Raw genomic sequence first — 15,008 nt, forward strand, 5'->3', positions numbered from 1 at the left:
CTGTAGGCAGCTAATGCAAAAGGTCGTCGGACTGCCTACCAGAGGTAAAAATACCTATTAAACTTTCACTAATAAGACCTTTGCGCTGAATGGAACCAATAGTGCGACAAGCGGTAAATTACAAAGGAGGAGCTTGAAATTGAGTTGGACTTAACCCGTAGATAATTCTGTAAAGTGACTTTAAAATAATGCTTATTTGACTACTCTAGCTTAGTAATTAACTCTCCCAACTTTCTTTTACTATTTCTATTAATTGGTATTTGGTGCCTGCTAATGGTAATAAAATCTTCCTGAAAACTGATAGACTCAATTAAAGACAGCTGAATCAGGAAACTTCGATGAATGCGCATAAAACCAAAGGGGGCAAGTAGCTCCGATAATTTATTAAGACTGATACGGATAATAAATAGTTCTTCCGTCTTTAGACAACAACTCACGTAGTCGCCGCTGACCTGCAAAAACATAATATCGCTGATCGCTACTTTTTCGTAAACACCTTTGCGTTTTAGAAATAAAAATTCATTGAATATGGTGGACATGTAGGTTTTTTAGTACTGATACTTCAAAATCAGACTTGGACTTACCCTAAGCGTAGGACAAGATGATGAAAGGTATGGATAAATACTGCCAATAAATATTTTACCTAACAAAAACCCTCTAATCAACACTTTACTACCCCCAAAGCATGACTACACTTATAGGACCATCAAATTAGACCAAATAAAAAACGGCGGCACCCCGAAGGATGTCGCCACCTGTAATCGTATTTATTACGTTGGGATATTAATCCACCACAATCATCTGCTTCGTCGCCCGATAATCACCGGCCTGTTCGGCTTCGCCATTGGCCAGACGGGCTTCTATCGTGTAGCTCAGTACGCCAGTAGTGCTATTGATCATCTGCTTGGTGACGTTCACCGTGTGGTAGCCTGCGCCGTAATCGCCTTCAATTACCCGGATCAGTGCTCCCTTTGCATCACGAATGGTGATAGTAGCGGTAGCTGCAGCGGGTAAATCAAAGCCAATCATGGTACCTTCCGTGAAAGGATTGGGTACATTCTGATAGAGAACGAATTCGCCTTGTCTGTGCGCGGTCCCAGAAAACGAAAGTCCGAAATCCGTCAACGTACCTTCGCGGTAAGCCTCCGCAATCGTGTAACGGCTATTCACTTGCAGTAACTCACTCAACTTGGCATCCTCACTGGCACGAAGCACCAGGCTGAAGAGGTGATCGGTGGTGGTGGTGGTGGCGACGAGATGCATCGCGTCGCTATCGCCGCCGTTGTCGTTATAACTCATGGTTATGGCACCTTCGTTCACATACCGCAAACCAAAGTTTTCACTGGTAGCAGCTCCGTATTCCATGTTGATCAGTTCCATGCCGATAAATTGTAGCGTTCCCTGAAAACCTTGAACATTGGCGAGGTCTTCCCCCGTAAAGGCTACCGTGTAGGTATTGCCTGCCTTAAGGTCAATATCCTCTGCTTCGAGGTAGAAAATGCCGTTTAAAGTGCGATCATCACCCGCCAGTGCATTCGCCTGCGCATTGCCATTGACATCACCCGTTTTCACACCAATGAAATCAGCATTCAGTTGGGCGGCTGACAGGTTATTGATATTGATCAATTCCGGGAAAGTCTCCTGCCACGGATTGAGTTCGTTCGGGAACACATAGCTCGCAGGTATGAACCTCCAACTGGTGTTGTTGGTAAACTCGGTGGTAATGTTCAAGATCAGCTTACGAACCTGGATCAAATCCAGGGTAGTAATCGTCTCCGAATTGTTGACATCCGCAGCGAGACGCTGGTAAGGACTATCTAATGGATCAATGTTCAGAATATGCTTACTGATCAAAACGATATCGAAGGTCGTCACCCCGTTTAATGGGTTGTCATTGTGATAAGGCGTTACCGTGTAATCTCCTCCAAGTTGCAGTAACTCGAAGTTGAAAGCCCCATCCGTACCAGTCGTCATACTCATCTGTGCAGCACCATTGATACTCACTTCTACCCCTTCGATGGTTTCGTTGGCGGTAGTCGTTATTACGCCGGCAATGGTTGCACCATCTGGTCCGTTACAGGAGTTATGTGGCTGTACCAAGACATAGGTTTCACAATAGTCGTAGTTATCTTCTTCGTCAAAGGCGTAAACATAAACGACGGTTGTCTGATCATCGTCCTCCGTTAATACCAATCCGGTATTTGTAGGGTGAGGTACAAAGTTGGGGTCAGCCTCCACTTCGGCAGCACGGTAAATTGCGTACTTCGTCACACGGGGCAAACCATCCGCATTGGTCAGTGGCCCCTGGCCGGTACAATCGTAGATGGGAGACCCCTCAAAGTCACTGGCCCAGATCGTCATAGCGCAGCCCCCTTCCGCCTGCGGCATCAGGGTAGCAGTTAGGCCGTTGATACAGATGGGCGCGGGACCTTTGCAGTCGATCACGTCGAAGACGAGGGTTTCACTGACCTGGTTTCCACAGCCATCTTCAAACAGTACCCGCACCGCGTGGTAGATGTTATCGCCCATGGCACTGGTAATGATCGGGAAGCTACCGTCAAACGAGTAGGTGCCGTCACCATTGTCGGTGATATTGGCCATCACATTACCAGCAGCACCAGCTTCGACCAAGAACTCATTGGAGGTAATGTCACCATCACCATTAATGTCCACCGCAAAGGCATCCAGTTCTGCGGATACGAGGCTGATGACCAGGTTGCCCGCACCGTCGAAGAGTTCACACTCATCTGAAATCGTGAAAGGAATGCTTACTTGAGCTTCACAGTTGCCCGTAACATCACCAAACTGGCCGGGCTCCAGTGTCGGACAAAGATCCGTGGGGCCTCCATATTCAGGGACGGTTATTACTGGTACCGTTGAATCGTATACTTTCACAAACTGGGTGTAAATGTAGCGACCGTAGTTAGGTAATTGTGGCGAAGCACAATTGTCCAAATCAGAATCGCCGTCGCGGTCCGTGTGGTTGCGATCGATACACAAGCCAGCGGCACTGGTGTAGGTGATTACCGGGCGTTCGTTGCCTTCTACGGCACGATCCACTGGTAGCGCTTCCCCATCATCTTCCGTCATCCGAGCGAGTACGTAGCCAGTGTATTCACCATCCCACAAACACCAGTTGATGACATCGTAGGTGATGCTGAGTTTATAGCATTCATCGCCCGTAGCGGAATAAACCACAGGTTCGCCGATATTAACCGTCAGTACATCACAACCTTCTGCGGTCGTAATGATCGTTGGCACATTGGGATCGCCACAATCAGCATCCGCATCTTCGGGGAAGTCGATCACAAAATTGTGTACTTCGGTAATCGTAATCACCTGGTTGCAGCTGTTCGTCGAACGGAACACTTCGTTGATATCGATAGCTCCGTTGGCGTTAGCATCACCGGCAGGGCGCAACTGCCAAGCTTCGAAACGACGCGTAATCGTTCCCCAACCACAATCATTCACCTGGATGTTGGGCGTACGCTCTACGATGGTATCCACGGCACAGTTATCGGTTCCTGTTGCTCCTCCGAAGATCGAGCTCATCATGGTCGACGTGGCCGCGAAATCTTCGTCATAAGCCGTCTGAATGTCTCCAGGGAAGGCTAGCGGAAGGTCGTTGCACGTCAAGGATACATCCTCTGGTGCGTAACAGTACGGATTGAGTTTATCTTCTGGCGTGATGACCATCCAACAGGTGTTCTGGTTGCCAGAAGCATCCGTTACCCGCAGTTCAATGGTGATCTCATTGTTGATATCACAGCAGTAGAAGTCAATAAAGTCGCCCCAAGGGCTCCAATCCTCAAAATTATCAGTACAAGTACCATTTGCCCAGTAATTACGGCGAACCTCCAGATCGACAGTGCTACAGTTATCACTGGAACCTTCGTCAACATCAGTAGCATGGATGCGGGCCTGACCAAAAACTCCGTTCGCTACATCACCACCACCAATCGACACATTTAGCTCATCATCACAAATCGCGAAGGGTGCAATCTGGTCTTCTACCGTCACGATATAGCTACACTGGGAGCGAATCCCACAAGCATCCTGGGCGAGGTAAGTAATGGTATGATCTCCCCTTTCCAGACCAGTAACCAGGTATTGGTTATTGAACTGAAAATCAAGGGTATCATTATCCACTTGAACAATATAGGTAACCTCCGAACACGCATCGATAATATCCAACAAGGGTATTTGGTAAGTAGCCCTACAGTTAAATGGCGAAACACTGATCGTTTCATTTTCCGGGCAGTTCAAATCAGGACCGTCCGAATCTTCTACCCGGATAAGCTGGGTAAACTCCCGAACATCTGATAAAGGATTAGGCAGGCACTGATTGACGACACGCCAGGTTCTGAACAAGAGGTAGCTGTTGTCACAAATGTAAAAGATCTCGTCGTTATAGTTGATCGCCGCCGAACAGTAGATCGCTGCATACAGGTTGGTCCCATTGATGGTGGGATAACCCAAACTGTCGGGCGAGGTGAGGCTAGGGTCAACAAGTACTTCCGAACAATCCAGAACGGGGTTCGTTATTCCGTCGTAGTTTTCTGGAAAAATGATCTGATCCAGATCAAAAGTCGCCACCTCAATGGTCTGGACGCACTGGGCAGAATTTCCTACCGCGTCGGATACCGTCCAAGTGCGATCAATTACAAAACGAGGTTCGCCACAAGCTCCGTTATCGGTGAGCGCATCAACATGGGAGATGATGGCACCGCCAGGAACACAGGAAGTAACCTCGGGAAAGCCCAGCAAGTCTGGCCCCGTAAGATCAGTACAATTAACCACCGTATCCGAAGGACAGATGAATTCAGGAATTAACTTGTATTCTATGTTCACAAAACCCCAGCAGCATTCACCGGTATCGGGGTCACATATCTCCGCCACGATGGTCTGTCCTACGTAATCTACCGTTACAGTGGGAGAAGTAGGTATAGGGTCGAAACCACTGTCGGGAGGGCCAGGATAGAGCGTCACAATGTAATTATCATAACAGCGGTAGAGGTCCCCGGTGAGGATCATTTCCGCGGTGATCGTCGCTTCACAATCTGCTCCTAGGGAGACGTTCTGTTCGCCGATACAAGCTAAATCTTGGGCCGTTTCAAATTCCAGCACCGTCAAGTTATAGGTACAAGTCGTTTCATTACCCGAAGCATCTGTGATGATTAGCGTGATGGTCGTATCTCCGATGGGCACCGGGGTTCCCGGCGGGAAAGAACTGAGTACGTAATCCGGACAGTTATCGAATTCAAAAACGGGGGTAGTTGGGTACTCATTGGTTTCACATTCTCCCGGCCCTAATTGAATGACCTGGTCATCTGGACAAGTGATTTCCGGAAACTGGGTATCTAGTACAGTGACCACAAATCCGCAGGTGGATACGTTACCCGCCGCGTCGGTTAGGGTGTAAAGAACCGTGGTCTCTCCTACCTGGAAGAAGTAGGTAAACTCGGTATTTTCAGGAAAGATAGGTAGAGTCTGATCCAATTCGAGGGTACCATCCTCAAAGGTGATCGTCAATTGTACCGTACCGCCGGGGCAATTATCAAAGAGGATCGGATGCAGATAGGTATATTCTGCCCCGCATAAGTTCAGGTCATTCTCTAAGGTTACATCCATTTCGTCATAAGCCTCGCGAGCGCTGATGAGCAAGCTCCACGCATCAAGGATAGCGAGCTCGGTGGTGACCGTTCCGTTGTGGCCAACCTGTAAGATCCAGTCGCCCTGGGCTTGTTCTCCATTAAAGGCTTCGATATCCCCCGTAGGTATCAGTGCCAGTCCATCCCCCAAAGTAGCACAGTTGTCCAAGAAAGGAGCTGCCAGCTCGGGATCACCGTCAAGAATAAAGTCGAAGGCCGTACTTCCAGGGCAAGCTGCTACTAGCAACTCAATGGCTGTTCCTTCCGGACTGATGAGCGTAAAGGTAAGGTCCGAGAAGTCGCCCGCGTTCCCTGCAAGGAAAAGGTTGAGATCGGCAATGGTATAGAATTCGTCAACTGTTACAATAGACTCCACACATTCGCCGTAAGCAATGGTTTCGGAAGCTCCGGGGTATTCCTGGTAGTCACCATAAAGCCCGCAGACCGCTTCCTCCGCATCAACGATGGTAACCGTGAAACTACACTCTATGCGGGTCGTATGCTGGGCCTGGATCGCCGTTTGCGCACCATTGGGAGTAGGCTGGGGCAAACTGGGGTTGAGCATGCCAATAGTAGTAGGTAAACAAGCCTCCCCCGGCTCGAAATCACTGGCGGTATTGGTATCCCAAACGGTTGTCCGCACGATACCACTACCGAAGACAGGGCTGATGGTTCCCGACCAATAGTCAGCTACTGTTCGTCCGGCAAGATTGTACTGCGGAGGAGCCAATCCGCTGATGTCGTAACCGTTTAGCACAGCGATATCCAATATCGAGCGCGACAAGCTTACGATATAAGCAGCCGGATCAGTGGCTTGCAAGTCTGCCGCACCGGGTACATTGTAAAAGTGATCGGCAGGACTATCGGTGCCATCCCCGAAATGGATAGTCAGAACACCACCCGGCGCAAGAATAACGCCAGTAGGAACGGCAAATAGTTCGCTCCCGGCCGCCGAAAGGCGTTCGATCATCAGGCAGCTTACATCCAGGTTCGCAGCATTGAAGTTGGTAATTTCCAGGTAGTCTCCCGTCGGTGGATTGCCTGCGGTAAACGGAGGTACTGGAAGGGTACCATCTACCGGGTCACTCAGGTCATGGGTGATCTCCGTAATCAGCAGCAGTGGCATATCCTGCAAGGAATAACGTACCGTACTGGTGCCCTGCGCGAAGAAATTTCCGCTGGCATCATCAAGGCCGCTAGCCACTTCGTTACCCATTTCGTCTTCAATACGGTAGGCAACCGTCAGGTTATCGGGACAATTGTCTTCAATATTAAAGGGTGCAATACCATCAACGATGGCTCCGCAATCACCAAAGTCATTGTCATCAACCACATCGCCCGGACATTCAAAGCTTGGAGGGGTATGATAATCATTGACGATGATCTTCACATCACAAGTAGTAGTATTACCCGTAGCATCTACCGCTTCAAAGGTGTTAATAGTGATACCCACCGGGTAGATATCGCCAGAGGTGAGCCCGGTATCATCGATTTGTGTTACGACCGGGATATCACAGTTATCTTCGGCTAATGGCAAGGAGTAGTTAGCGTAAGCACTGCACCAGGTTGGTGGGGCATCTACAATAACTGCCGGCTCCGGGCAATTGATAAAATAAGGCGGATCGTCATCGGTAACCGTTACTTCAAAACTGCACTGACTGAAATTGCCTACGGCATCTTCCGCGTAGTAGGTAACAGTAGAGATGTTCTCCGTAGGACTAAAATGTTCAAAATCGTAAGTAGCAAAAAATTGGTCGGGAAGCGGATTTGTAATATCCGGATTCAACAAGGCAGTGATATCAAAAGGCCCGGCAATTGAACCATCAGGGTTGGTAATCGTATAAGTATAAAGGATGACATCACAATTATCCGTCGGTAAGGTGTGTTCCCAAGTGTACTGGGCTTCACAGACAAATTCATCCGTTGTAAGGGCTACGGGGCCCAGGTCTTCGCACAAAATTTCGGGAGTGCCATTTTCGTCATCGTTATCACAGGAACCAGAACGGAAGAGTTCACAGCCACGCGCATCGACAATGGTAAACGACCAAGTAGGTTGAGTATAGTCCACCAAAAGGTTGCCTAAATCTTCGGTGAAATCGATGACATCAAAGCCAGCCTCCTCATCATAAGTAAACTCACCGTCTGCATCATCAGCAACACCATCACTGTCCACATCCAATTGAACGCCACCGTACTGAATAGTATAAGGTTCAAGGCCACCAGTAATTTCACCCAGGTCAACTACTCTATCATTCTGTACGATACACTCACACTCTGGAGACTCCATATCAAGCGGCTGGCGCAGTTCAAATACATCTTGTACCAGAATGTAACAACCCTCGAGGTTGAAAATTCCGGGTTCTACCTGCCCAGCGATACCCAGTACATAAGTTATGGTGACAAAGCCGGTACCCGTCCCAGGGGTATATTCTCCAGTCAATGGATTAATGTAGCCTGCATCGCCTGGATTGTCGGGGCTGGTGCCAACGGTGGTGCCGGAGCTAGGAGGGCCACCAGGAGAACGCACGAAAGTTGAAATACCAAACACACCAACGACATCGTCCATATCGAGCACCTCATCCATGTGAGTGGTAGTCGTACCATTAGGCATAGCGATAGTGAGGTAGTTGGCAAAATTGAGCTGCTCTTCATTATTGGCTTCAAGGCATAATTCAGGAACATCAAGGCCAACCTCGAATCCTTCAAAGTAGTCTACAACGGTTACCAGGGATAAACAGCGACGTTCGTTGCGCTCGTCCGTTAAAGGATCACCATCGTGCTCAGCGGCATCAAGCACTCTGACAATCACCGTGTTTTGGCCCTCTTCAAAACAGTCGAAAGTTACAGCATCACCGAAATTCTCTACAACATCGGCTTTGGATACTTCAATCGTTAACTCACCAGGGCAATTATCGACACTACCTCCATCAAGGTCAGTTGCGAAAACGGTAGCACTTCCCGTTTTGTCAAGCTGCACTGTAAAATCACTACAGTAAGCAGTAGGCTTCTGGTGGTCTTCTATCGTAATGGTGAAGGTACACATCTGCGTTTCTTGCGACTCCCCGCAAGGAATAGCAGGATCATTCGCATCGATGACACCATCGCCATTCAAATCAGCAGTCATTGTGTAAGTAACGGTGGTCGTGCCTAGTTGAAAATCAGTGCCACTAGCATCATCTGTTCCACTGGAAGGAACCGCACCATTATCAGCCGTCCAGGTGATCGTCGTATTACACTCCAAACCTGCCAGCGGTGCAATGCCGGTTACAATACGAGAACAAGCATCTACGTCGTTTCTCAGGGTCAAATCTCTTGGGGTAACCAAGATCGGGTCACCAGGTACCACATTGATATACAACGCGTGGATCGTCTGGATTCCGTTACAGGCTGTTGCCTGGTATTCAACACGGTAGCCAGCAACCATTAATGGTGTGTAGTCATTGATGTCAACAACGGTTGCGTTTCTTTCGTCCTCACAGTCCTGCGGATAATCCATGATCACAAAATCACCATCTGAATTTTGGCAAATTGGATATTCATTACCGTCAGCATCTACATACACTTGGTTGCCGTAAGCATCCACGTAATTGACCTCCCCTGGCGAAGGCTCAAGAATCGAGCCGGAGGTAGGCCCTGATAATTGCACAATATTTTCAATAAATTCACCGGTGCAGCCATCAACAGCTAATGGAATATCCCAGTTCACAGCTTCACCACAGGCGTCGCCAGTAGCAAAAGTGTATTCTCTTCTGGGGTTAGGAAATCGTGGTGCTTCATCATTTTCTACCCTGATTGGTAAATCGTACATAGCGGATGGAGCTATATTAACATTAATCCCTGCAGAGGTAAGTGCTTGTCGAATGATTGGGCCAGCAACAGGAATAAAATCAATAGGCAGTATCTCCAGCAAATCAACCCCATCAGGTGTCACACAGGGTGAGTAAGGCGCAATTACGGACGCAGTTACGTTACGAACAGTGATGATACCTTCTCCATCTACATTGTTATAAACAAATCCACTACCATCTCCAGAACCGTCCCCAAGGATACCTGCGCCACTTAGCACCTGATCAAAAGCTCCATCGCCATCCGTATCTGCCCAAACGACGGATACGGCAGTTTCCTCTACGATTTCCTGCACAGGATCAACAATGAGATCTCTAACCGTTGCTGAACATACGGTAGTTGATTCACCAGTAATCGGAATATCAAAACTAAAGTCGAGAAATTCCAAAGGCTTCCATGTGCTTGTTGTAATACAAGGTCTAACGCCTAGTATATTGATACAAAATCCTTGCCCAGGACCACAATTCCCACAGAAACCCGTAGGATAAGGAATCGCTACATCATCCACGAGATCACAGACGTCTCCAACGCCGGAGATATTATCCGCTATGGGTGTATCCAACGCATCGCCTTCCGGAAAAAAGTCATTATTTAAACCAAAATCCCAACTTACAGCAATGCCTTCATCATCACAGGTAATGATTGGATCCTCGGTACCACCCGCATCAAAATTGTTCTCTTCAACGTAATCGCCCGTTACTACGGATGCCTCGAAAAAAGGTATTAGTTCGCTACCCAGATCGAACGTAACGTTAAAAATGGTGAGGGAGATGAACGAATTAGTAAGAATGGGGCAAACATCGGCCGCTGGATTAAACTCCAGGCAATCTTCATTACAGCCGCTGCTGGCGATCGTAATGGTTGTGCAGCTTTGAACAGCACAGTCCGTACCTTCTGTACAAGTACCGGCGGGGGTATTGATGGATTCTTCGTAGCAAATCTGTAAGCTCCCCAATAAGCTGGTTGGGTTGGACACCGTGATTACGGGGCTATCCGTAGTTTCATCGGTGACACTAACGCTTAGGTTGGTTCCGGTAGCTGTCCAGAGCCTGCTTAATGTTCCTGTGTAAGTAAATTCGGAAGGACTCACCTCAACAATCAGGTCAGAATCACCGTCCCAACAAGTTGTAGAAGAGGTGATGGAAAAACTAGGTGTAGGTGTTTCGGGAAAAAAGACCATGGCATCAGCCGTTAAAACTTCCCCGACCCCACTACAGTTGCCAGGGTTTTCCAGTGTATAGGTAATATCGACACAACCAAAACCAGAGAAAGAAAGATAGTTGCCACCTAATATTTCTGCATCAGGAGTGCTTGTGGTAAAGGTCCCACCGGAGGTGGTTCCGGCAACAAACAATTCGTTCAAATTATAATTCCCGGTCACCCCACAGCTTACGACTCCATCCATCAAAGTGGCAACGGGAACTTCATATACCTGAAAGAGAAATTGATCGACCAGGTCAGAATTATCGTCACAAATGAAGTTGTAATTTATAGCATTGATGGCGTCCCGGTCAAGGGTACTGATCTCAATTTCGGACGCAGATAAATCCAGTGTTCTTCCGTCTACCAATACGCCATTACCGGAAAAGTTATCAAACGCACTGGTAGCAGTTTGGCCACTTACATAAGTCCCCAGATCTACATTGGGTTGGGCCTGACAAAAAACAGGTATTGGGTCATCCTCGATAGCATAACTGTAGTTGGCAGATATCGCAGCTACTTGTGCATTAAAGTTATTCGAACCGGTATTAAGGTTGATCCCTGGCGACAATATCTGGGGATACCAATCGGTGCCCAGGTTATCGTAGGTTACCGTAATCTGTCCATCCGCTAAGGCGGTGCTTGCTTCCGCAATGGTTAGGGTGAAAGTCTGGCAATAAGGATCTGCAGCACTAGTGGCCATTTCGACATTTACGGTAACGGCACTGCTTCCTTCGATCGTCACATCAAAATTTTCATCAGCGCCATTCATGTCCCCCCAAAAGCAAATCTCGATGTCTAAATCAGCATCCAGCACAACACCAGCCAAACCACCATCGCCAACGGAAAAAGTATTTCCCGGTATGGTATAGCTGAACGAGGTACTTGCCGAGGCGGGATTATCGGGGGTGATATCGGTTCCATCGTTCTCAAAGTTCTGGTTAGTCACAGTTCCCTGAGGTTCTTCCCAAGTGCAGGTATTTTGTGCCTGAAGTAAATTAATGGAACAGGTAAACAGGAATAGAAATAGAGTGGTAAACAGGTGTTTATGTCCTGCGAATAAATCACAAGAAACACCACGCGATGGTAGTATTACGTTCATGAGATGTATAATTTGTCGTAAAAAAGCATATCACTTTTCAATCGGTCAATTGAAAAATGACAGGTATTACATTAGGAAGTAAAGGTAGAAAGGGTTCGACCTGAATAAGTGGACTATTATTCTGACTCAGGGGCCAATTTAATGACCGCTGACGCTAAATCGAGGGCTTAGCTGGCCATTGTAAACATCTATTTAACGTAGATAACTCATGGGTTTTCGACCAAAGTGTTGCTCAAAGATTTTAGAGAAGTAGTGGGTATCTTCATAGCCAACCAGTGCACAAAGTTCGGCAATGGTTTCAACTTGTCCGCCCAACAGTAAGTTACGGGCTTCATGCAAACGAATTTCCCGCAAATACATACTATAACTTAGACCTGAATATTGCTTGATACGACGCCGTACTTGACGGGCACTAAGATTGAGCACCTTAGAAAGGTCTTCCAATCCGAAGTGAGAATTTTGTAGTTGCTGTTGCAAAATGAATTCTACTTCTCGCAGCCAGTTTTGCTGGGTCGCTGGTTGTATTTCTTCTTGTAATGTTGTTATTTCAATTTTCTTTTCTAATAGTTTACGCCAGTGTTCGTAGCGCCGGATGAGATTGTCTACCCTTACTTTTAATTCTTCTTCATAAAAAGGCTTAGGAAGAAAATCATCAATACCAATCCGCAGTACTTTGAGGCGATCTTCTTTGCCACTCAGTGAGGACAATACAATGACGGGTATGTTTTGCCATTGAGGATGTTTTTTAAGCCTTTCCAACAACTCAAAACCACTCATGATGGGCATCAACAAGTCACTCAAAATTAATCTACACGAATTTTCCTGCAAAAAATCTAGTGCTGCCTGACCATTGGGAACTACGGCCAACTTATAGTCAGCATCCAATTCTTCTACAATAAAATTGCAGAGCAAGGTATCATCTTCAACCAAAAGGATATCAAAATTCACCTTTTACCATATTTTGCTGGATACAAGCGATAAAATCTGCTCGATTCCCAGAGAAAGATAAGTTGAGTAAAACTTCCTTCAAAGGTAAAAAACCGCCATCGTCAGGTAAGCTACTCAGGTGTAATTTTATTGTTGAAGTATCATAAATCGTAGTTTCAAGTAGTGCACCCACTACGTTGGAAAACACCTTGCGTTCCTCCTGGCTTAAGGAAGGAAAAGACTTTGAAGTAACTTCCGATGGACCTTTTTTAGGAAAACTTAAGGTAAAACAACTTCCTGAAGCACCCGTATTATTCTTAAAACTAACACTCCCTCCCATCTCTTCGATCGCTAGCTTAACGAAACTCAAGCCTAATCCATGGGCACCCTCTGCGTTTTTTTCTCCCTGATAAGCATCAAATATCAATGCACTTTCCTCCTCCTTAATGCCCGGGCCTTGATCTACAATATTTACATTGATGTATTCCTCCGTCAGCGCTACTGAAATAGAAACAACGCCTTGAACCGGGGAATACTTGATGCCATTATGAATTACATTGTCGAAGATCCTCTCGGTAAGAAAACGATCAGCGTAAACAAATGTCAACTTATCCATCTTTATGTCGATACTGACTTGATGATGTTGAGCAAAAGGCATGAGTCTTTCTACACTTTCCCCCAGTATGTCTACCAGTCTTAATGGTTCAAACCTCAGCGTCAGTCCCTCGGTTTTTGCTCGATTGACATCTAGGAGATTCTGTACGAAAAGTAGCATTCTCTGGCTAGCCTGTAAGGTGGCTCGATCGCCCGTATCGCGTTGGTTCCTGCCAATAATGATCTGTAAAGGCGTTTTTAAATCATGAATTAAAGTTGAGGTCATCCGGTGCTTGTAAGCTTGGAGTGCTCGTAATTGCTGGTTTTGCTTGTCAAGTTCTTCGGTGCGCTCTCGTACTTTTTCTTCCAGTAAACTAGCTGCTGCTATTAATTTTTGGTTACTCGCTTGCAGGTCTTTCGCTAGCACATTATTCGCTTTATAAATTTTAGCAAATTTCAGAATAACTAGAACGCCTTGCATCAGTGCCAACACCAAGAACCCGTAAGCGGAATAGTATTGTCCATAAATTAAATTATTTGCCAGAAGAAAATCATGAATACCACAGATGAGGTAGATCAACCCACCAATCAAAAATGGGGAACCATTTATATTTCCGTCTTGCCAGTACCTAGTGCTTCGGTGCAGCAAATAAGTAACAATGACAAAAGCGTAAGCCGGCAACAATCTATTAAGCTGGGAGGCACCATAACCAGAGATAGTTAAAAAGACCAGCGTTATCAGTATGCCCGCCAGCACCATCCATTTCGCAACTTTTCGGTGAATATACCGCGGCATTATCTCTCGAAAAGACAGTAGTATAAAAAGATAACCAATACTTACTGTCGCGTACCGCATCCGTTGTACAACAATCCAGGGGGCTTCTGGCCAAATCAAATGCATAACGCTTTGATTAGATGCTATGATACGCACTAAAGCCACCACACAAAAAAAGCCCAAAAAGAGGAAGATTTTCTCCCGCGCAAAAATGAAATACAAACTGATATTAAATAGGCCAAAAAACAACAACAAACAAGAAATAACTAACTCTACTCCTACCCGCCGATTGAAAGCTACCCGTACCGGATGAGCCAGGCCAAATTCTAAAAGTTTACCCATCCCTCCTTTTCGATGATGATGGTTCGCGATTACCATCCTTAGATGAAGGGTGTCTTTTTCAGAAATCTCCCGCGGTAGGTTTACCCAACGCGGCCCGTATGCTGCAATACTGGTACTACTATCGCCGGATATCTTACCTACTTTTAGTAAAGGCTGCTCACCATCGCCACCATATAATTCATAGGTGCTAGGTAAATAGTCGTTAATCATTATGGCCAATGGCTCCTTGATCTGAGGCTTCACGATGGTAAGCTGATACTCCCCAATGCCTATGCCGCTGGCAAAGCTGTTATCCCCCCTATCAAGATCATTCCACAAGCCAGGCACCGGAGCTTTAATCAGCGTATCCCACTTACCGTCCAGGCGTCTGCCTCGAAAATTCCATTCGCCATAGAGGTTTACAATAGGATTCTCTTTCCAGTCGTGGCTGCGCAAATCAAGCACGCCAGCCTTTGCATCATAGTTAGGTGCCTGAAAATACTGATAAATTTGTCGGTACCCCAAGCTAATCATTACTATGACCATTACGATTGTTAGATATAACCTCATGTAAATGGAACTTTTAAATTAG

The 15,008-nt window shown here is 46.6% G+C and carries 4 protein-coding genes; all 4 read right to left on the minus strand.

What is annotated here, in order from left to right:
- Window positions 1-200: 200 nt before the first annotated feature.
- Window positions 201-539 carry a LytR/AlgR family response regulator transcription factor gene (locus AB0L18_RS03110; protein ID WP_367391123.1) on the minus strand — a complete coding sequence of 113 codons (339 nt, stop codon included), beginning with the start codon at window positions 537-539 and terminating at the stop codon, window positions 201-203.
- Window positions 540-783: 244 nt separating this feature from the next.
- Complete coding sequence (locus AB0L18_RS03115; protein ID WP_367391124.1) at window positions 784-11,799, minus strand: HYR domain-containing protein; 11,016 nt, start codon at window positions 11,797-11,799, stop codon at window positions 784-786.
- 192 nt (window positions 11,800-11,991) lie between these two features.
- Complete coding sequence (locus tag AB0L18_RS03120; protein WP_367391125.1) at window positions 11,992-12,747, minus strand: response regulator; 756 nt, start codon at window positions 12,745-12,747, stop codon at window positions 11,992-11,994.
- Window positions 12,737-14,986 carry an ATP-binding protein gene (locus AB0L18_RS03125; RefSeq protein ID WP_367391126.1) on the minus strand — a complete coding sequence of 750 codons (2,250 nt, stop codon included), beginning with the start codon at window positions 14,984-14,986 and terminating at the stop codon, window positions 12,737-12,739. The genes AB0L18_RS03120 and AB0L18_RS03125 overlap by 11 nt, the downstream gene beginning before the upstream one ends.
- Window positions 14,987-15,008 lie beyond the last annotated feature (22 nt).

The organism is Lewinella sp. LCG006 (assembly GCF_040784935.1).
GTDB lineage: Bacteria > Bacteroidota > Bacteroidia > Chitinophagales > Saprospiraceae > Lewinella.